16 protein-coding genes are annotated in these 20,868 nt (G+C 58.1%); 11 read left to right on the top strand and 5 right to left on the bottom strand.

What is annotated here, in order from left to right; translation table 11 throughout:
• A partial coding sequence (locus tag Q2B33_RS12315; RefSeq protein ID WP_300914056.1) for a polysaccharide deacetylase family protein occupies window positions 1-498 on the top strand: 498 nt, incomplete at its 5' end.
• A 191-nt stretch (window positions 499-689) separates the two neighbouring features.
• Entirely contained in the window at window positions 690-3,512 is a 2,823-nt protein-coding gene (locus Q2B33_RS12310; RefSeq protein WP_300570634.1) for an alpha-mannosidase, read from the top strand.
• Here Q2B33_RS12310 and Q2B33_RS12305 read toward each other — a convergent pair.
• Both Q2B33_RS12305 and Q2B33_RS12300 read right to left on the bottom strand, forming a co-directional pair.
• A complete protein-coding gene (locus Q2B33_RS12305) occupies window positions 3,509-3,958 on the bottom strand; it encodes a GNAT family N-acetyltransferase (RefSeq protein WP_300914055.1) in 450 nt (149 codons plus the stop codon). The genes Q2B33_RS12310 and Q2B33_RS12305 overlap by 4 nt on opposite strands.
• A 149-nt stretch (window positions 3,959-4,107) precedes the next feature.
• Window positions 4,108-6,177: a helicase-related protein gene (locus tag Q2B33_RS12300; RefSeq protein ID WP_300570640.1), complete on the bottom strand. Its 2,070-nt coding sequence runs from the start codon at window positions 6,175-6,177 to the stop codon at window positions 4,108-4,110.
• Between the two features lie 176 nt (window positions 6,178-6,353).
• On the opposite strand from Q2B33_RS12300, the gene Q2B33_RS12295 reads away from it, so the two are divergent.
• From Q2B33_RS12295 to Q2B33_RS12270, 6 genes are all read left to right on the top strand, one after another.
• Window positions 6,354-7,358, top strand: coding sequence for an extracellular solute-binding protein (locus Q2B33_RS12295; RefSeq protein WP_300570643.1), 1,005 nt, complete (start codon window positions 6,354-6,356; stop codon window positions 7,356-7,358).
• Window positions 7,348-8,865: an iron ABC transporter permease gene (locus Q2B33_RS12290; protein ID WP_300570646.1), complete on the top strand. Its 1,518-nt coding sequence runs from the start codon at window positions 7,348-7,350 to the stop codon at window positions 8,863-8,865. Before Q2B33_RS12295 ends, Q2B33_RS12290 begins: the two co-directional genes overlap by 11 nt.
• A 138-nt stretch (window positions 8,866-9,003) precedes the next feature.
• Entirely contained in the window at window positions 9,004-9,612 is a 609-nt protein-coding gene (locus tag Q2B33_RS12285) for an ATP-binding cassette domain-containing protein (RefSeq protein WP_300570649.1), read from the top strand.
• Window positions 9,609-10,706, top strand: a complete 1,098-nt coding sequence (locus Q2B33_RS12280; protein WP_300570652.1) for a two-component regulator propeller domain-containing protein — start codon at window positions 9,609-9,611, stop codon at window positions 10,704-10,706. The genes Q2B33_RS12285 and Q2B33_RS12280 overlap by 4 nt, the downstream gene beginning before the upstream one ends.
• A 33-nt stretch (window positions 10,707-10,739) precedes the next feature.
• Window positions 10,740-13,505 carry a hypothetical protein gene (locus Q2B33_RS12275; protein ID WP_300570655.1) on the top strand — a complete coding sequence of 922 codons (2,766 nt, stop codon included), beginning with the start codon at window positions 10,740-10,742 and terminating at the stop codon, window positions 13,503-13,505.
• The gene (locus Q2B33_RS12270; protein ID WP_300570658.1) at window positions 13,502-15,532 is read left to right on the top strand and encodes an ATP-dependent helicase; all 2,031 of its coding nucleotides are present in this window, start codon (window positions 13,502-13,504) and stop codon (window positions 15,530-15,532) included. The genes Q2B33_RS12275 and Q2B33_RS12270 overlap by 4 nt, the downstream gene beginning before the upstream one ends.
• Window positions 15,533-15,598: 66 nt before the next feature.
• Here the strand turns inward: Q2B33_RS12270 and Q2B33_RS12265 are convergent, their stop codons facing one another.
• From Q2B33_RS12265 to Q2B33_RS12255, 3 genes are all read right to left on the bottom strand, one after another.
• Window positions 15,599-15,841, bottom strand: a complete 243-nt coding sequence (locus Q2B33_RS12265; protein WP_296456631.1) for a hypothetical protein — start codon at window positions 15,839-15,841, stop codon at window positions 15,599-15,601.
• Window positions 15,842-16,084: 243 nt separating this feature from the next.
• Window positions 16,085-16,450 carry an MGMT family protein gene (locus tag Q2B33_RS12260; protein ID WP_300570663.1) on the bottom strand — a complete coding sequence of 122 codons (366 nt, stop codon included), beginning with the start codon at window positions 16,448-16,450 and terminating at the stop codon, window positions 16,085-16,087.
• A gap of 94 nt (window positions 16,451-16,544) precedes the next feature.
• On the bottom strand, window positions 16,545-17,057 hold the full coding sequence (locus Q2B33_RS12255; protein WP_296456635.1) for an adenylate kinase: 513 nt from the start codon (window positions 17,055-17,057) through the stop codon (window positions 16,545-16,547).
• 273 nt (window positions 17,058-17,330) lie between these two features.
• Between Q2B33_RS12255 and Q2B33_RS12250 the strand changes: the two genes are divergently transcribed.
• The 3 genes from Q2B33_RS12250 to Q2B33_RS12240 all read left to right on the top strand — a co-directional run bounded on the left by Q2B33_RS12250 (window position 17,331) and on the right by Q2B33_RS12240 (window position 20,522).
• Window positions 17,331-18,521: a hypothetical protein gene (locus Q2B33_RS12250; RefSeq protein WP_300570668.1), complete on the top strand. Its 1,191-nt coding sequence runs from the start codon at window positions 17,331-17,333 to the stop codon at window positions 18,519-18,521.
• A 259-nt stretch (window positions 18,522-18,780) separates the two neighbouring features.
• Window positions 18,781-19,356 (top strand): hypothetical protein, encoded by a 576-nt coding sequence (locus Q2B33_RS12245; RefSeq protein ID WP_300570671.1) that lies wholly within the window; start codon window positions 18,781-18,783, stop codon window positions 19,354-19,356.
• Window positions 19,357-19,586: 230 nt separating this feature from the next.
• Complete coding sequence (locus Q2B33_RS12240; protein ID WP_300570674.1) at window positions 19,587-20,522, top strand: hypothetical protein; 936 nt, start codon at window positions 19,587-19,589, stop codon at window positions 20,520-20,522.
• The last annotated feature ends 346 nt before the right edge of the window (window positions 20,523-20,868 follow it).

Raw genomic sequence — 20,868 nt, 5'->3', positions numbered from 1 at the left:
CTCCTGGACGGGCTGAAGGAGCGCGGCATCCATGCCACCTTTTTCGTCACTGGGGAGCATGCGGAACTGCATCCGGATATTATCGAAAGAATGTTCAATGAAGGACATTTAATCGGAAACCATACATACAGCCATATCCAGCTGACAAAGGGCAACAGGGACAAATTCAAGGATGAGCTGATTAAGACAAATGAGATATTAAAGGAAATCACGGGGGAGGAAGTACAGTATGTGAGGCCTCCTTACGGCTCCTGGGACAAGAGCTTCGAGAAGGAATTGAACATGTTCCCGGTGCTCTGGACCGTGGATCCCCTGGACTGGAGCTCCCGGAACGTGGGGCGGATCACGGAGAAGATCGTCAGCAAGACCGGGGAGAACGACATCATTCTGATGCATGATTATTACGATACCTCCGTGACAGCGGCTCTGCAGGCTATCGACGAGCTGCTGGAGGAGGGGTATACCTTCGTGACGGTGGAGGAGATTTTGTTTGACTGAAAAAATAGTGTAATGATCAGGAAGTATGGCTTTGCGGGGAGCCAGGTATTGATCGTCAAGGCGTGAAGATGTTTTGCCGGAACGGCCCACAGGACATTTTCGGGCTTGATAGGATGAAGGAAAAATGGTAGCATATGAGGTACAAAGAAAGCCGTTGGCAAAGCCCTTGGCTTATCAGAAGGAGAGAGCGTATGAAGACAGTAGTACATATCATTTCCCATTCTCACTGGGACAGAGAATGGTACATGGCGTTTGAGCAGCACAGGATAAAGCTGGTGGATCTGATCGACCAGTCCATGGAGCTGTTTGAAAAAGATGCAGCTTTCAGGAGCTTCCATCTGGACGGGCAGACCATCGTGATGGACGACTATCTGGAGATCAAACCCCAGAACAGGGAAAGGCTGAAAAAGCATGTCAGGGAGGGGCGGTTTTCGGCTGGCCCCTGGTATATCCTGCAGGACGAGTTCCTGACCAGCGGAGAGGCTAACGTGCGCAATCTCCTGGTGGGAAGGCAGGAGGCGCTGGAATACGGAGGCCTCTGCCCCGTGGGTTATTTCCCCGATGCCTTCGGCAATGCGGGACAGATGCCCCAGCTTTTAAAGCAGGCGGGGATGAAGGCGATCGTGTTCGGGCGCGGCGTGAAGCCGGTGGGCTTCAACAACGAGGTACAGGGCGGCGATTACGAATCCATGTACTCGGAGATGATGTGGGAATCCCCGGACGGCAGCGCCCTTCCCGGCATCCTTTTCGCCAACTGGTACAGCAACGGGATAGAGATTCCGGTGGAGGAGGAAGCGGCCAGGGCGTACTGGGAGGAAAAACTGGCCAGCGCGCGGCAGTTTGCGGGAACCAGACATCTGCTGTTCATGAACGGCTGCGACCATCAGCCAGTGCAGAGAGACCTGGGAGCCGCGCTGGAGACGGCGAGGAGGCTCTATCCGGACATAGAGTTCGTCCACTCGGACTTCGACACGTACGTGGATGCGGTGAGCCGTGAACTGGAGCATATCTCCACAGTGCGGGGGGAGCTGACCAGCCAGGAGACGGACGGCCGTTTTACTTTGGTCAATACCACGTCCTCCCACATTCCGCTGAAACAGATGAACCGCATCTGCGAGAACGCCCTGGAAAAAGAGGCGGAGCCCATGGCGGCGCTGGCCTCTCTGTGGGGAAAGGAGTATCCAGAAGATCTCCTGCGCTATAGCTGGAAGATGCTGATGCAGAACCATCCCCACGACAGCATCTGCGGCTGCAGCGTGGATTCCGTGAACGCGGAGATCAAGACCCGCTTCGACAAGAGCCGCCAGGTGGCGGAAGCGCTGTTTGCGGACAGCTGCGCCTGGATGGCGGACCGCATCGACACCAAGGCGCTGGGGGCGGGAAAGAAAATATGTCCCCTTGTGGTGTTCAACACCACCGGCTGGAACCGCAGCGGCATGGTGGAGGTCATGGTGGACTTTGAGAGGAGCTATGGCGGATGGCTTACCAGGCAGTATGGGGAAATGGAGCGTCTACGGCTTCCCGAACTGGTGCTGAAGGACGCGGCGGGGAACAGGGTTCCTGCCGGCATCCAGGATATGGGCGTGCGGTTCGGCTATGAGCTTCCCGATGACAGGTTCCGCCAGCCATATATGGCCAGACAGGTGAAGGTGACCTTTGAGGCGGAGGACGTGCCCGCATTCGGATATTGCACCTGCTACCTGGAGGAGGCGGATGCCGTCGGGGAAGCGGGGGCTGTGGAAGAGATGGCCATGGCAGCGGTCTGCGAATCGGAAAGCGCTGTAGGAGGACATTCCCTGACGCCTGCGGACAGGGTGATGGAAAACAGGTTCCTCCGGGTGGAGATCCACGGGGACGGCAGCTATTCCGTGACGGAAAAGGAGAGCGGGAAGCGTTACCCCCATGTGGGCTACTATGAGGAGTGCGGAGATATCGGAAATGAGTACATATTCATACAGGATTCCGGCAAAGAGGAAATCACGACACAGGGGACAGAGGCGCGGATCGAGCTGATTGAGGATGAGCCGTACCGTTGTACCTATCGAATCGAACACAGGCTTATGGTGCCCGCCGGCGCGGAGGAGCTGCTGGAGCGGGAGCGCCGCCAGTGCGTGGGGCTGTATGAGCGGAAAGCCGGGCGGAGCAGGGAGCTGGTAGAGCTTGCCCTCACCACGCTGTTGCGGCTGGAGCGCAGCGCGAAGGGGCTCAAGGTGGAGACCACCATCCATAATACAGCGAAGGATCACAGGATCCGGGTGATGATACCCACCGGCCTGCAGACGGAAACACATTTCGCGGACTCTACCCTTGAGGTGGTGGAGCGTCCCAACCGCCACGGCAAAGCGTGGCAGAACCCCAGCGGCTGCGAGCACCAGCAGAACTTCGTGGCCATGGATGATGAAAAGGACGGCATATTGGTGGCGAATTTCGGCCTGTACGAGTATGAGGTGCTGCCGGACAGGGACAATGCCATCGCGGTGACCCTGCTGCGCTGTACCGGAGAGATGGGCGACTGGGGCGATTTCCCCACGCCTGCGGCACAGCTTCCCGGGACGCATACTGTAGCATATGAAATCGTCCCTTACAAAAAGGAGGACGTTGCGGCGGCCTTTACGGAGGGACATCTCTTCCAGACGAAGCTGTCGGCGGTGAGCCTGGCGTCAAAGCGCGGCTATCTGAAGGACGGGGCAGGATGCATGGAGGACATGGGCGGAAAGACATTGCCGCTGAGAGCGGGCTTCTTCAAATGGAGCGGCGAGGGGCTGAACCTGACGGGATTCAAGAAAAAGGACGGGGACAGGGATATCATCGTCCGCTTCGTGAACGAGACCAGGGAAGCGGTGGAGCTGACCATAGACAGGCAGGCATGGTTCAAAGAAATGTATCACAGCAATGTAATCGAAGAAAGGCTCCAGACGGCAGCCCCGGGAGGGGACGGAAGCTATCACATGACAGTGAAGCCCTTTGAGATATTTACAGTGGGCATCGTCCCCGACGGAACGTGGAGGGGCTAAGGCTCTAAGGTCTTCCGCATCCAGATGTGGGGACAGCCCTGTTCGTCCTCCACATCGCCGTATTCCATAAAGCCCAGGCTCCGGTAGAAAGCCGCGGCCTGGCATTGGGAGTGCAGGGCCATGTCCTTCCCGCCTGCGCTCCTGACATATTTTTCCGCCTCTTTCACAAGACAGGAGCCGATGGCCCGGCTGCGGTATGCCTTCAGAACGGCAAGCCGCCCCAGCGTATGGGAACCCACGGCAGCATTCCAGAATACACGGCAGGTGCCCACAGGCGTCCCGGCCTCGTCGAAGGCCACCAGGTGCGCGGCCCTGCCGTCTATTTCGTCAAATTCGCTTTGAAAGCCCTGCTCCTCGATAAAGACCTTTTCCCGAATCTCTTTTGCGCATGCCGGGAAATCATGATATACAAGTATCTTCACTGTAGAATGAATCCTTTCATACATTTATATCTACAAACGTAATTGAATGCCGTCCGCACAGCATATACCCACAAACGTAATCAATTGCCGTCTGCACAGTATAACGAGTGAACGCCTCGGCAGTCCAGAGCTGAAAGCGGCAAATGAAATGCGTTCACGGGTATATGCTGTCATCACATGTTCTGCCGCCTGTGGTAGCGCCTGCGGCGGGGCGCGTCCTTCCGGGCGCGGCCCGGGGCGCCTTCACGGGACCTGCCATCGCCCCGCTTCCTGGCGGACAGCGACGCGATGGATTTGCCCTCCTGCCTTGCCAGGGCGAAGCAACTGTCACAGACGCCGAAGGATGTCTCTAAGGACAGAGGGGCTCCGCAGACCTGGCACTTGCGGATGTACATCTTCTTGTCCTTGGTCAGATACCGCATGATGGTGTCTTCCGTCTTTGACCGCTCCCTGTCCAGACGGGCCAGATCCACATCCTTTCCCATCCGCACCGAGAACTGGTAGTACAGATCCAGCAGCTTATAGAAGGTCTCATAGCGCATCAGCCCCGTATCGGAACACATGATCAGCGCCGGGAAGTGCAGGGACACATCCGCCGTATAGGTCTTGCAGTAATACAGCCACAGTGCCACTACGTCCCGGTTCCTGGTGTCGATGGAGCAGGTCAGCATGCGGTAGAGCATGTGCTTGTCCTCGAACCCGTCTATTTCCTTTCTGTCCTTGTAGGCCCGCTCATACAGGAAAAGCACTTCCTCGATGCTGATTTTCTCAAAGGGCGGCTCTATCTCCACGGATTTCCAAATCTTCATCACCGCGTCCAGGGGCTCGTCCATGTCCAGGAGCACCTGGGGGAAGCCCAGGCTGACATGCTCCACCTTGGGCTCGTCTTCGTAAAAACGCTCTCGGATAAACGTCAGGCCCTCTTCCCCCACCGCGTTCACATACCCGGTGTCATATAGTCCGAAACGCCCTGCCCGTCCCGCAATCTGGCGGATTTCTGAAGTCATCAGAGGGCGGTTCTGCTTGCCGTCGAACTTGCTGGTCTGTATGAAGACGATTCGCCGCACCGGAAGGTTCAGCCCCATGCCGATGGCATCCGTGGACACGACGATGCGGGTCTTGCCCTCCGCGAAAATCTGGATCTGCCTGCGCCGGATTTCAGGGGGAAGGCTTCCGTAGATGACGCTGACCTGGATGCCGCTGCGCTCCAGCCGCCCTGCGATGTCCAGCACCATCCGCTTGGTAAAGACAATCAGGGCATCCCCCTCCTGCACATCGTCCGGGAAGGAGAAGGGGACAACCTCGCAGAGCAGCCGGGTCTTGCGCTCATACCTGTGGACTTCGAAGGAATCGCCGCACAGCGCGATCAAATGGGTGACGACCTCCTCCGCCGAGGGGCTTAAGCACACATGGACTTCTGCCGCCTGCACGCCCAGGATGGCCCTGGTCCAGGAGTGGCCCCTGTCGGAATCCGCAATCATCTGCGCCTCGTCGATGACGGCCACGTCGTATCTTTGGTCCAGGTCCAGCATCTCCACCGTGGAGGAAATGATACGGCTGTTCTCCTCGTAGATACGCTCCTCCCCCGTGAGCATGGTGCAGGGAATCCCTGTATCCTTCATCTTCTCATAGACCTCCAGGGCCAGCAGCCTTAAGGGGCCCAGGTAGACGCCGTTCTCCGCCTCCTTCAGCCTTTCCAGGGCCTGATAGGTCTTTCCGCAGTTGGTGGGGCCTATGTGGAGGACGAACCGCCTGGACATCTCCAGGGCCTTTGGGAACTCCGTCTCCGGCCTGGTGGGCACCAGGTCGATAATCTGGCCCCGCAGCTCCACGTTCATATATTGGCCTAAAATGGAGCGCAGACTTTTCTGGCAGATATCGAAAGTCTGTTCCGCGCGCAGGAATTCCAGAAGCTTTGCGGTCACCAGCTCCTGCTCCTCGGGTTTCAGGCTGGCCACGTCCAGACGCGCCAGCTCGCCCACGATGAGATCGCGGATCTTCATGATGGCAATCTGGTTGTTCTCCCGGAAAGCGAAATAGGCCAGGTTGCGCAGCTGCCTGTGGTATTCCTCCAGGTGGGCCTGGCTCACCTTCCCTTCCTTTGACCGCTTCAACTCACCAAGCAGGCGGTCAAGGCGCTCCACATATGTCTTTTTTCCCTCATTGTTCTTTTTTTTCAGAACTTTGGCGCAGTCCTTGTATTGGGAAAAGTAGAACTGCGACAGTTTTTCTTTCTGTATCATCTGATCGTCCCGTATCGGCCCGCGGGCCTCCTTTGCTGTACTGTCTGAGTGCATTCATGTCTGGATTAGTATAGCATAAAAATAGGATTAATGATACTAAAATATTGATATTACCGAAAAACATGATATGATGATAGAAGGGCTTTCAAAGCTTCGAAGAGGAAGGGGCGATACGAATGAAGAGAGCGATGCTTGGGTGCCTTGTCCTGGCTGCTGCGGCGCTGTGCATGGCAGGCTGCGGCAGGAAAGAGGAAGTCGTGGTGTATACTGCGGTGGAGCAGGTGTACTGCGAGGAACTGTTCGGGCGGTTCGAGGAGGAGACGGGTATCCGGGTCAGGGCAGTCTATGATACAGAGGCCAACAAGACCACAGGCCTTGTGAACCGGGTCATCTCGGAGGCGGACAAACCTGTCTGCGATGTGTTCTGGAACAACGAGTTCATCCAGACCATCGACCTGCAGGAGAAGGGGCTGCTGGAGCGCTACGTGCCCGCAGGAACGGAGGATATCCCCCAGGCCTACAGAGACGCGGAGGGATACTGGATCGCCTTCGGGGGAAGGGCCAGAGTGATGCTGGTCAACACGGAGCTGACCAAAGAGGAAGATTATCCAGAGAGCGTATACGATTTCGTGAACGGAAGCTTTGCGGGCGAAGACCTGGCGCTGGCCTATCCGATGTTCGGCACCACCAGGACACAGGCGGCAGCCATGTATGCGCAGCTCGGGGAGGATGCGGCCAGGGAATTCTTTCGGCAGGTTCGGGCAAGGGGTGTCCAGATTGTGGACGGCAACTCGGTCACCAAGGACATGGCTGCGGCAGGCCAGGTCATGGTGGGATACACGGATACGGATGACGCGAAGGATGCCCTGAAGGACGGTGCACCTGTCGTCATGATATTTCCCGACCAGGGAGAGGACGGGATGGGGACATTGATCACGCCGTCCACGGCAGCGCTGGTAAAGGGCGCGCCGCACAGCGAGAACGGGAAGAAGCTGCTGGACTTCCTGGTTTCCGCCGAGACAGAGCGGTTCCTCATTGAGAAAGGATTCTTCGATGTATCGGTACGGGAAAACCAGGGGGACTTCCAGGTGAAGGGGATGGATCTGAACCTGCGGGACATCTACCTGATGCTGGATGTCTCGTCAAAGGACATGGAGGAGATATTCTTAGATGCCCGTTAAAGGACACAGCGTATCGAGCCTGCTCCGGAAGGCGGCGGTGACGCTTTACTTTGTGCTTCTGCTGCTTCCGGCAGCGGGATTCTGGCAGGGAGGAGGCCGACAGCAGGCCGTGCCGGGAGCCGGCAGGCGGCTGGGCCTGGCCGGCAATACCTTCCTTCTGGCGGCATTGGCCGGGCTGGGATGCATGGCGGTGGGCCTGGCCGCGGCGGCGTGGCTCCACAATGGCCCTCTTCGGAGGAAGCGGGCCAGGTGGTTCTTCCTGCTTCTGGCACCGGTGCCCTATTATGTCTATGCCCTGACATGGATGTACCTGATTCGTGCGCTGGGCAGAATCGACCGCAGCATTATGCGCAGCCTGGCAAGCGGCCTGCTGCCCTGTGTCTTCGTGAATATCCTGTCATTTCTCCCGCTGACTACAGGCGTGATTCTGTCTGCTATGGAGCACCATGACCAAAAGGCCGAGGAGATGGGCAGCATATACGCAGACGGCGACAGGGTGTTCTTCCGGATTGTGCTTCCGGATATCGCTCCGGCAGTGCTGGCCGCGGGGGCGATGGCCTTCATCCTGTCGGCCACAGATTTCTCCGTGCCTTCCCTTTTTCAGTACCAGACCTACACCCTGGAGATTTTCTCGGAGTACAACAGGACAGGGAACCTGGGACAGACAGGGCTTCTGGCGCTGCCGATGATTCTTCCCGTCCTGGGGCTTCTGGCGCTGGCGGACAGGGGACTTGGCACCATTCCCGTCCGGAAGTCCCCGCTGGACGGGGAGGGGCTGGAGCTGGCGATGGGACTGAGGCTGGCAGGCGGCCTTGCCGTGGCGCTGTGCGTGATGCAGGTCCTGGTGCCTGCGGCGATTTTCTTCCTGCAGGTGACGGACTTCGAGGGGCTGTGGGAATCCCTTCGGCTGTGCTGGGAGGAGCTGGCGGTTTCCATGGGGATTGCGGCCCTTTCGGCGGGGACGTCGGTGCTGCTGGCAGGGCCTGCGGCGGTGTGCTTGGGGCAGAAGAAATGGTACTGGCGGCTGCCTGCGCTGCTTCCCATCGCTGTCCCGTCTTCCCTGATTGGAATGGGGATGCTGAAGGCCGTCAACGGCAGTCCGATTCACGGCATCAGCCAGACGCTGTATTTCCCGGCGCTGGGCTGTGCGGTGAAGTACATGCCCTTTGCTTTTCTGCTCTTTTGTGCCAGGCACAGGAGGATCCACCGGGAAGAGCTTGAGGCGGGCCAGATCCATATGCCGTCCCCATGGCAGTATTTCCGGAAGATTCTGCTGCCCCTGTACCGCCCGGCCATCTGGGGCAGCGGGGCAGTGGTGTTCCTGCTGACTGTGGGAGAGGAAGGGATTCCGCTGGTGCTGATGCCGCCGGGGTATGAGACGCTGGCGGTGAAGGTGTACAACTATCTGCATTACGGGGCCAGTGAGCTGGTCAGCGGCTTCTGCCTGCTGACGGTGCTGCTGACGGCAGGGATTTTCCTCCTGCTTTTGAGCAGGAAGTGGAAATGAGGAAATCCGCTCCGGGCAGGAAGAATCGGGAAGGCAGAGGCCCAAAGCGGCAGGGGAGACGGCAGGAAAAAGCGGGTAGGAGAGCAGAAGAAGGAATACAGGATAAGGGAACGGAAGGCGGACAGAGGAACGCGACAGATGATAAGGATGGAGAATGTGACCAGGCGATACGGGGACAATGGGGTTCTGGAGGGGTTCGGCCTGCAGGTGGAGAAGGGGGAGGCGGTTGCGGTAGTGGGGAAAAGCGGCTGCGGAAAGACCACACTGCTGCGGATCCTGGCGGGCCTGGACAGAGAGTATGACGGAAATGTCTTCATTGATGGCAAGCCTGCGGAGCGGAAGGCCCCCTGGGAGCGGAAACTTGCCATGGTGTTCCAGGAACCGGCCCTGTGGAATCATATGACAGTGGAGGAGAATATTCTGTTCCCGCTGGGGAGGAAGGCGCGGAGGACAGCAGGGCAGACAGTGGCGCAAATCTGCCGGGAGCTGGAGATAGACGGTCTGGCGGCACGCTATCCCGGCGAGATTTCCGGGGGCCAGGCCAAGCGGGTCTCTCTGGCCAGGGCGCTGGCCTCCGGGAAGGAGATTCTGCTGCTGGACGAGCCCTTGAGCAATGTGGACGAGAGGACGAGAGGGAAGGTCATGGACTTTTTGCGGCGGGAATATGTGGGAAGGAATACCATGGTATATGTCAGCCATGACAGAGAAGAGGTCACATATCTGTGCTCCCGGACGGTGGAGCTATGAGGAAGCGCAGAATAGCGGTCAATTCGGCGTTCCTGAGCATCGCCCTTGTCCTGACGGCGCTGCTGGTCTGGCGGGCAAGGGAGGGGCAGGGGGACGAAGCGGCCGTTCCGCTGGAAGGGGTCCGGGTGTTCTGTGAAGGGGAGGAGATATCCGCCCTCTATGTGGCCCAGGACGGCAGCCTCTGGGTAGGCGGTCGGGACGGCGTCAAAAGCCTGGACATGGAGACCGGCCAGGTGACAGGGTATGTGGCGGAGGATTTGGAGCTGATCTATGCGGCGGAAATCTGCCGTTCCTTTGAGGGCTCGGTGTGGATCGGCCACAACCAGGGGGTCAGTGTGCTGTATCCGGACGGGGCCAGGGAGGACTATGAGGCCCCGCTTTTGACCGGAGGAAGGGTCAATGCCGTATTGTGCCATGGGCAGGAGGTGCTGGTGGGAACCATGGAGGGCGGGAACCGCTTCGTGCTGCGGGACGGCAGGTGGCAGCTATCGGAGCAGTATGACCAGGAGAAAGGCCTGCTGGCGAATCCGGTGAACGTAATCGCGGCCCAGGGCGGTACGCTGTGGTTCGGCTCCTATCTGGCCAATCAGCCCGGCGGAATCAGCATCCTGGAGGAGGATGGCAAGGGCGGGAGGCATTGGCAGTATCTGACCACCGGGGAAGGGCTGGCCCATCCCTATATCAATGCCATATTGCTCCTGGAGGATAAGGCGCTGGCGGCCTGCGGCCAATTGACGGCAGGAGGCCTGAACGTCCTGACGGATTCGCCCCGGGGATATGCCGTGACGGACAGCTTCGGCCTGACGGACGGCATTCCCGGGGAGAAGGTGCGCTGGCTCTATCTGGACAGCGCAGGGCACCTGTGGATTACCACGGAGAGCGATGGGCTGATCCTGTGCAGGGACACCGCCCTTCCGCATCCTCTGGAAGGCGTATGCCTTACCTGGAAGGAGGGGCTGTCAGACAATGAAATCAAGAAAATCGTGGAGTCCGATAAATATTATTTCCTGGCAGGCAGATACGGCCTCACCAGGATTGAAAAGGAGACGGTGGAGCGGCTGCTGGAGGCAGGGGAAGCGCCGGGAAATTCATAAGTTCAGCACAGTAGACTGAGGGGGAACGGCAAGATGGCAGAGAAGAAGGAAAAAGTAAGGATACCGGTCTACCGCATGGGGCTGCGGGAGCTATATTTGTTGCTGCGGATCCGCATGGAGCAGACCGGCAGGAAAAATGTCAACGGGGTAAAGAAGTCTTTCCTTGAGCCGGAGACTTATGAAAAGCATGAAAAGCTCTTGAAATCCCTGGCCAGGAGAAAGCTTCTGGAGCAGCAGGACGGAAATCTGATGCTGAGCCAGGGGCTGTTGCAGGGGCTGGACGTCATTCTGGACTCTGCCCACTGCATGAGCTTCCGGAACGAGGCCCTTCAGAAAAAAGGCCAGATTCTTTCCTTCTACTATGCGGACGGCAGGTTCGCGGGCGTCCTGCAGGACGACAGGAACTCCCTGCTGGTATGTACGGACGACAGGGAAGCCGTCTATATGGCTTTTGAGAAAATCCTGGAGGCGAAAGGAATCAGTGCCGACTTTCATGCTGCAAGGTGGACGGAACTATACGGGGAGGAGATTGCAAAGCCTGTCCGGGAGGCGGCCATCGTGCATACCGGCAACCGGCGCTGGAGACAGCTACGGACTCTGGCCATGGTATCGGACAAACGCAGGATCTACTTGCTCGAAGGGGAGGATGACCAGAGGCGGGAGGACCTGGGGCGGGATACCCAAGCTGCCGCCAACTGGTTCGGAATCGTTCTGCGGGAGCTGGAGAGGCTGAAGGAGGAGGGGGAGGCCGCGGACGGCATGGCCCCTGAGGAAAAGGAGCCTCCCAAAAAGAAAACCGAATATCAGCGGATTGTGGAATCAGAGGGTTTCCCCAGATCAGGGAAGACTTTCTGGTTCTGGGTCCTGCGGAAGATGCTTGCGGGGTTCCCTGTCATGATAAAGGGGGCGGCGGAGAAGAGGTTCCGCTCGCTCCTGCTCTATCTGGCCTGGGCCGTGGCGCTCTTCTTCTACAATATGTACGCCACCTGCTACCTGAACGATACCTTCATGCTGGACAGAAGAGCCGTATGGGGGAACCTGACGCCCTATCTCATGGCGGGAACCATGGATACGCCCAATCCCTTAAAGGGCTTCAATGCTGCCTGGGGCCATATCGACACGGTGTTTCTGGTGTGGCCTTTGATGATGCTGATTACACTAATCGGAAGGCATGTGGTGCTTCAGATAAAAAACAGGAAGCTTGGATTTCTTGCAAGCCTTCTGGGCATCCCGGGGGATGTGGACGCGTGTCGGCGTCTGGGATACGGAAGAGGGCGGCAGATGTGGGTTCCCTTTCTGGTAGTTTGGACGGCGGGATTTTTCATCATGAATCCTGTCACATTGTTCCTGGCCGCCCTGTATTGTTTTCTTGTCTTCGCCCAGAAGGACAACAGGCTGGTGCGGCTGTGCCTGCTCTGGCGGTGCGCAGGGAGCCGGAAGCAGGTGGAGGCAGGGAAGAGGCGGGAGCCTGAGATTGAGAAATACAGGCTTATGGTCTTCCATATGGGCTGCGGGTTCCTTATCTATGGGCTGGTGAGCCTGGCGCTGTGGCATGTAGTGGGATACCACTTCTGGATACGCCTCATCGTCACCATGCTCATGGCCATCTTTGCGCTGCTGCAGATATTCTGGCCGGGCATGCTGTCGGATCCGGAGAAGGCGCACAGAGCCAGGACCCTTCTGCTGATTGTCGTCGGGGGGATGGCGGCGTGCTGGTTCAGCTCCCGCTATGGGATTGTGCTGGCCGATGACGGCGGATGGTCGGAGTCCGGGAGGACACTGGGGGGATTCCTGCAGAACGCGGGCTTCTCCACCATATTTGGATTGAGCATATTGACCATCGGGCTGGCGCTGGGAGGTACGGCAGGCCTGGTGATCGCGGCGTTGGGAGCCCTGGGGGGAGCCGGGATGTTCGCCATCGGCTGCTCGGAGGGCGAGGCCGGGGATTATGTCAGGAAGTCGGCGAGACAATTCTTCTTCGGGCCGGAGGACGGGGAGAGCAAGACGATTCTGTGCATGACTACGGAAGTAGCGAACTTCGTGGCGGGCTTCCTGCATCCGGCTGTGGGTTCAGGCAGCAAGGCGACGAAGGTGTTCTATGGCGGGAGAGTGGTCACGGATGTGGTTTCCCTGGGCGCGGACAGCTATACCATGGGCATGGATCTGGCGAACAGCATTACGGGAAACGAGAAAGTAGGCGCCGGGACGCTGATTATGGACGCGTTGGGACTGGGGCTGGATATCTACGGCTTCTGCGGCGACTGGGACAGCTTCGGGGACGTAAAGTGGGGCGATGACGCTTATCGGTATGCCAAGGACCCGAAATTCACCGATGAATATAAAAGGATGGAAGACGAGAAGAACCCGCAGGTTGCGGACATGTGGGAGGAAAACAGGGCGGACAGGCAGGTAGAGCTGGATTTGGAAACCTCGCGGCACAACGAGAAGCTGGAGGACATACAGGAATCCATACGGAAGACCCAGGAAGGGGACATCACGCCTCCCATGGATATGGACAGGGACGCCTATCTGGAACAACTGAACCGGACGCTTGGAACGGAGGAGAGCATCTTCGCGGACACCATGGCGGAAATCAGGGACAAGTACGGCCGGGAGGCCAGGAAGCTGGAGGACGCGATCATCAAAAACTGCAGCAGGGAAGAGCTGAAGCTCATCGCCGATAAGACAGCGGAATGGGTCGGCAATGGATACAGCACAGAGGATATTTTTGAGAAATTAATGGAATTCAAGGATTCCTGGGATGCGGAAGACGCGGGAGCCGGGGGTGACGCCCCATGATGACATACGAAGAATTCCGTGACAGATTCCATATCCGACTCACCGCCCAGCAGACCGAGGCCGTCCGCGCGGTGGAGGGCCCCATCTTGCTGCTGGCCGTCCCCGGCAGCGGCAAGACCACCGTCCTGGTGACCAGGCTGGGCTACATGATACACTGCGCGGGGATACCCTCTGAGAATATCCTGACCCTGACCTACACCGTGGCCGCCACGAGAGATATGGCGGCCCGGTTCGCGGAGCGCTTCGGGGAGGAGATTGGCAGACGCATGGAGTTCCGCACCATCAACGGCGTCTGCGCCAAGATTATCGACTATTACAGTCAATCCGTAGGAAAGAGTCCCTTCTCCCTTGTGACGGACGAAAAGCGCATCGCCGGAATGCTTTCCGCCATCTATCAGAGGGTGGAGGGCGGCTATGCCACGGAGGGGGATTTGAAGGGAATCCGGACATTGATTACCTACATCAAGAACAGCATGCTGGACGAGACGGAAATCAAAAAGCTGGAGCAGGAGAGCGACTGGCGCATAGCGGAGATATACAGGCTCTACCGGGAGGAGCTGCGGGCCCGGGGCCTGATGGACTATGACGACCAGATGCTCTACGCCGGCAACATCCTGGCGAGGAGCCCGGAGACGCTGGCGTATTTCCGGAAAAGATATCCCTATATCTGCGTGGACGAGGCCCAGGACACCTCCAGGATCCAGCATGCGATTATCCGCAGGCTGGCAGGGGGCCGGGACAACCTGTTCCTGGTGGGGGACGAGGATCAGAGCATCTACGGCTTCCGGGCGGCTTATCCCCAGGCCCTGCTTTCCTTTGAGCAGGACCATCCCGGGGCCAGGGTGCTCCTGATGGAGGAGAATTTCCGCTCCTGCGCCCAGATCGTGGAGGCGGCGGACTGCTTTATCCAGAAGAATGTCCTGCGCCATGCCAAGCACATGAAAGCGTCCAGGTCTGCCGGGGCTGACATCAGAGAGATCCCCTTAAAGAGCCGCAGCGCCCAGTACGCCTACCTGGCCAAAGTGGCGGAGGAGTGCAGGATACAGACCGCCGTCCTCTACCGGGACAATGAGAGCGCCCTGCCCCTGGTAGACCTTCTGGAGCGGCGGGGCATTCCCTACAGGATCCGCAACGCGGACATGGTCTTCTTCACCCATCGGGTGGTGCAGGACATCCGGAACATCATCCTCTTTGCACGGAATCCGAAGGACACGGAACTGTTCCCGCAGATATACTACAAGTTGTCTTCTTATATCAACAAGCAGACGGCGCTGCGCCTCTGTGAGATTGGCGGGAAAAAGGACATGGACATCCTGGAGGCCGCGATTCGCTTCGGCAATCTGGAGGAGAGGACGGAGCTTAGCTGCAGGACGCTGCGTCTTCATTTCAAGCGCCTGCTGTCGGATTCCGCGGAGGCGGGCCTGGATCGGATTGCCCAGGAGATGGGGTATCGGGACTATCTGAAGCGGGCGGGCATCGGCGACGGGAAGCTGGCCATCCTCAGGGCCATCGCCCACTATGAGGAAAGCCCTCTGGGCCTGGTGGAACGGCTGGATGTGCTGCGCAGGACCATCGAGGAGAAGGCGTATGACGCGGGCTGCAGTTTCCTTCTTTCCACTATCCATGCCAGCAAGGGCCTGGAATATGACAGGGTCTATCTGATGGACGTGGCGGACGGCATCTTTCCGGAGGCCGTGCCGGAGCGAGAGGCGGATATGGACGAGAAGGAACGGCAGACATATGAGGAGGAGCGCCGCCTGTTCTATGTGGCCATCACCCGGGCGAAGGACATGCTGTCGGTCTTCGGCCTGAACAGGAAGTCGGCATTCCGTACGGAACTGTTCGCCCAGATGAAATACCGGAAATTCCGCGATGCCATCGGGCAAGGGCTGATTGTGAGACATAAGAAGTTCGGGGAGGGCGTCATCGTGGAGGAGGGGAAGACCCAGGTCCTCATACAGTTCGGCGACCGCCAGAGGCGGCTGGACTTAAAGACGCTGTACGAACAGGATTTATTGATTCTGTGAGACAGTGGCTCCGCAGGGGTGACAGACCCTGCAGAGCCCGCACTGGGACAAAGAGGCTTTCGGCTTTCAGAACATGGAACCTGTCCCCATCATGCCGATGAGCTGGTCGCGCTGCACCGCGTCCTCCGAGCCTTTGGCTTTGGATGCCAGGCCGTCCAGCTCCATCTTGCTGGCGGCAGCGCGCATGAGCTTTTCCTGGAATTCCCTTTTCTCCTCCTCCGCCTTCCGGGCCCTTCTCTCGGCCCTGGCCCGGTTCTGTAGACGCAGGGTGTTCTCCATGGTGTGCAGCATCTGAGTCATATCGTTCATATGCGTCCCTCCCATATTTCTGTAACTTGTTTTCTGCTCTCTTTCTACCTTCTATATCGGCTGGCCTTCCGCCTTTCCTGAGACGGCAGACGCAAAATCCGGAAGCAGGGGCAAAATCCGGAAGCAGGGGCAAAATCCGGAGGCAGGGGCAAAATCCAGAGGCAGGGGCAAAATCCAGAGGCAGGGGCAAAATCCGGAGGCAGGGGCAAAATTTGGGAACAGAATCCGGAAGGGGCAGGGGGCCTATTCCGGGAGGCCGAAGACAGCGTCCTCCAGGGTGTTGGCCCAGCCATAGCGCTTCAGGTCCACCTTCCAGCCCTCCTCCGTCCGCTTCACCTCCACGCCCTCCGCCTCCAGCAGGAGCTTCTGCAGGTCAGGGGTGTCGAAATAGACGGCCCCGGCCAGCAGACCCTTTGCATTGACGATACGGTGGGCGGGGATGTCCGCGGGTTTCCCGTCCGGGGTCCTGGCCAGGCCGCGCTTTAAGCCGTAGCCCACCTGGCGGGCGTTCCTGGGCTTGCCGCACAGAAGGGCAATCTGTCCGTAGGTTGCCACCCGGCCCTCCGGGATGCGCCCGCAGACAAGGGCCATTTTCTGATAAAAATCCATGGGGATGCCTCTCTTTCCGGTATCTATAATATATGTAGCGATTAAATCTTGCCCAAAAACCGGATAAACAGCATGACTGGCCGTGCTATGCGACTTATAAATCTATGTCCACACGGTATCCGTCGTCAATCAGGATGTAATCGTTGCCGTATTTCCTGCACATCTCCAGGTTGCGGGCATTTTCCTCCAGGAAGGTATCGGCATCGTACCAGGAATCGTCCAGGCGCTGCTCGATGACACAGGCGTATCGGCGGATGTCGGCGAAGTGGTTCCGGATGTAATCCGGCGTCATGATAAGGCAGCGGTAGCGGATTTCCTTTAAGTAATCCTCCTCGAAGTCCTGTCTCCAGTCAAAGGGGATGTAGCAGCCCTCCACAATCAGGTTCTGGCTGTTCTCGATGGCAGTCTTCACCATCTCCCTGACCACGGGCCAGAGGTAGGGGGTCAGCGCATCGTCGTCCGATGGGGTCAGCTCGGTGTAGCCGCTTCGGATGAGGCCCATCTTCAGGTGGTCGATGGACAGGTAGGGATAGTGGTATTTTTCCAGCAGCCTTTGGGCCAGGGCGGTCTTTCCCGTGTGGGATGCGCCTGCAATCAGGATGATCATTTCGAGTCTCTCCTTGTCTGTTGTGATTTTTGGCTCGGTTTCCTTCTGGGTCAACATTTTACCATAGAATCTGTCTTTTGTGTATACTCGTGAGCGATGAAATTTGCCGCAAGGTCCCCATTGGCTTTTGCTCGTGAGTGGGGCTGCCTGGCAGATTTTAGTGATTGCCAGTATAAAATATTGTGGTGGAAAGGGAACTTTCGGGCGGATTTTCCGTCTGGTTCTATAAGGATTGTATCAGGATTTGCTGAGAAAGAGGGGAGAGATGGGCGTATGACGGTGATTTATTCCGCTCTGCATCTGCTGGTGGACGGCATGTGCGCGCTGGCCATGTTCGGTAGGCTTCTGCCTGGGGGAGACAGAGGGCTCTCCATATTGGTGTACAATTTCTGCGCCTTTGCGCTGCAGATGCCCCTGGGGGTGGCGCTGGATGCCCTGTGCGTGGGGAAAAAGGGGCGGGAGGCGGATTTCCCCTTCCTGTTCGTCCTGGCGGGAGTCCTGTGCACGGTAGGGGGAGCGTTCCTGCATCCGGCGGTTCTGGGGATCGGGAACGCCCTGTTCCATGTGGGAGGCGGCGTGGGAACCATCCGGGAGGATGACCGGGAGGGCTGGCAGGGCAGAGGGCTGGGCGTGTTCGTGGCGCCGGGGGCGCTGGGGCTCTATCTGGGAACCATTCTGGGCAGGGGAGGCTCCTGGCAGATATGGGCTTTCGGGACAGGCCTCCTGATGGCGCTGCTGTGCGCAGGGGCTATTTGTGGCTGGAAGGCGCATCGTTTTGGGATGCTGGGCCGGAAAGCGCATCGCTTTGAGGTGTCTGGCGGGGAAGGAGGGACGGGGAGAAGCCCGGGATCTGGTGCTGGGGAGAGCGGGAGGAAGGCGGATTGGAGGGCAGAGGCCCCGTCTTCAAAAAGCAATCCGCAGAGAACCGAAAAGCGGGCAGCCGGGAATGCAGGGCAAGGCATCCGGAACATCGCTATAGCGGCTGTTTGCTGCATGCTTGTAGTCATCTTGCGCTCCTATGTAGGGATGGCGGTGGCGTTTCCGTGGAAATCCGGATTCCGGGCAGGGCTCCTGGCGGTCCTTATGGTGGTGGGCGGAAAGGTGGCCGGGGGCTTTGCGTCTGCCCGATATGGGCTGCGGAAGAGTACGGTGGTCTCGCTGGGGCTGGCCGGAATCTGCTACCTGTGCTCCGCTGCCATGCCGTCTGGGCTGGCAGCGCTGTTCCTGTTCAATATGACCATGCCCATTACCCTGTACTGGCTGGCGCGCAGCATGCCCCGGATGCCGGGATTTGCCTTTGGGCTGCTGACATTTGCCCTGTTCCTGGGCTTCCTGCCTACATATTTCGGGGTGGCTGCGGCAGTGGACGGCCCTGTGCTGGGCTGTGCAGGCAGCGTGCTGTCCATGCTTCTGCTGACGGCGGGGCGGGCGGCGGAGAGAGGGGAAATTGGCCTTATACTGTAGACCGCCAGGATTTACAGTGGCGTCCCCGGGAAAGTATTTGGCTGGCGGTCTACAGTCGGGTCGCACTGCAAATTTAACCGGTGTGCAGTTAAATAGGCTCTCGGAATTTCCGAGAGCAGAATCAGGCATTGGGGCAGGACGGCACCTGGAAAAGTGGGGGCGCCGCTCCAAAGGAGTTCCAGAAAGCCGTGTGGTATGTGGTCTGGAGATTACGAGAGTATACTATAAGGTATCGGGGTTACGGAGGGAGGAAAGGCTGATGGAAATTTATCTGGCGAAACTGTTCGGCATTTCCCTGGCGCTGACAATTGTGGTGGAGCTGCCTGTGGCGTTTATTCTGCGGCTTGGCGTGAAGCGTCTGGGGAAGAGAAGTCTGGGGAAGAAAAAGAAGACGATATCGACTTCGAATGAAGGGAGGCAAGGCAGGGGAATGGGGGGATTTGCCGCCGGCACAGACGGGCAAATCAGGTCGGCCCTTCCTGTCAGCGCTGGCGGGGAGATTTGGCCGGTTCTGGGCAGTAGGCGGCATCTGGCCCTTCTGGTGGTGCTGGTGAACCTGCTGACCAATCCGCCGGCTGTGCTGCTTTGCTGGCTGGGCAGGATGTATCTGCCGCTTTTTCTGACGATTCCTGTTCAGATGCTGGTGGAGCTGGCGGTGGTAGCGGTGGAGGCCTGGATTTACTGCAGTTTCATGGAGAAGCCTGGCTGGCAGACGGGAAGGCCCGTGCTGCTTTCCGTGACGGCAAATCTGTGCTCCTGGACGATTGGAATCGTCTGTGGGGGATGGATTGACCTGGCGGTGACCATAGCCCTGCGGCTCAGCCGGGCGTGGTAGGTTAGCGGCAGAGAGCTGGCGGAGAATGAAATCGGCTTGCCCGGGTGGCGGGGAGCGAAAAATCATAGGCAGAGTATTCCCGTCAAACGGAGCCGGGACGCGCATTCCGGGCGGCGCAAAAAATCATAGACAGGGGATTTCCGGCAGACGGAGATGGGATGCGTGTTCCATGCAGTGCGAAAAATCATAGACAGTGGATCCCGGTAAAACGGGACGGAACAGGAGGGATTATGAGGAAAACAGTGGCTTATTGGCTGGCGGCGGTATGTGTTTGGCTGGCATGCTCTTTTTCGGCGGGGGCGGATGTGATTGTCGAGCCCATGGATTCTTTTTATGAGGAGCATGCGGAGGAGTGCGTCCATGTGGGGAGGGCGTTTACCGCCAACGGACCGGACGGAAAAGTCTACCTGTACAAGAGCCCGGAGCTGCCGGAGGTGGTGGCCACATGGGAGAACGGCTACAGGGCGTCCATCATGTACACCTATGAGGACAGCCGGGGCATCCTCTGGGGCGTGTACGACGACTATAGGGGCACGGTAGGCTGGATGCCCATGGAGTACATGGAGCTGATTTATGACAGCATCTCCTTCCAGAAGGAATTCAGCGAAGAAATCACAGAGCAGGGAGGTGAGCTGGATGCGGAAAACCTGGAGGGAACCATCCGGTTCTGGAAATATCCGGGCTCGGAGGAATGTGAAGTCCTGAGCGTGGATGATACGGAGGATTATCTGCCGGAATACACCGGTGTGTACGTGGACGGAGTCGGGAACCGCTGGGGCCATGTGGGGTACTATTTCGGCCGGAAGGATACCTGGATCTGCATCAATGCGCCCAGCGCTGAATTTGAGCAGCTTTATCCGGACGGCGCACCGCAGATTGGCCAACTGACAGGAGAGGGCGTGGATGCGGAGACGACAGACCCGGAAGGGCAGAAGGACGAGAAGGGAGACGACACGGAGGCGGCAAATCTGGAGGGGAAACCAGGGAACAGGGGAGAAGAGGCCGCCGGGAATAGGGATGTACAAAACAGCGCGGACCGTATCGTGCCGAAACCGGATTATAGTATGATGCTGCTGGCGATAGCCCTCGTGGCCCTGGTGACGGTGGCTACGGCGGTTCTGCTTTTATGTTTGTGGAAAAAGAGGGATAAGCGGGAGGGGAATTGATTTTTGCCGGAGAGTTCCTGATGGCTATGGTGAGCCTGAGATAGTTGCAGTTTGCACTATCACCGGCATCATGAGCGCAAGTGAGAGTCTTATATGTCCATAATAATAAAAAAGTTCGCCTTACTGACATGTAAGGCGAACTTTTTTATTACTTCTAACATTTTATACCCAATGGGGTGTGAGTGCAAGTCTAAATTTATTTTTGTCTATATTTGCTGATTTCGTTTATATTTCCCATAGTTGTTCGTACATTTTGTAGAGGGATTTTGTCTATATTGCCTTATTTGACATCTGGCTGTGAGTTTTGTACCGTTTTGCGAAGGAAGGCACTGGGGGTGAAAAGGGG

Source organism: uncultured Acetatifactor sp. (assembly GCF_948601915.1).
Classification (GTDB): domain Bacteria; phylum Bacillota; class Clostridia; order Lachnospirales; family Lachnospiraceae; genus Acetatifactor.
The sequence above is the reverse complement of the archived record's forward strand: the minus strand, read 5'-3'. Positions and strand labels throughout refer to the sequence as shown.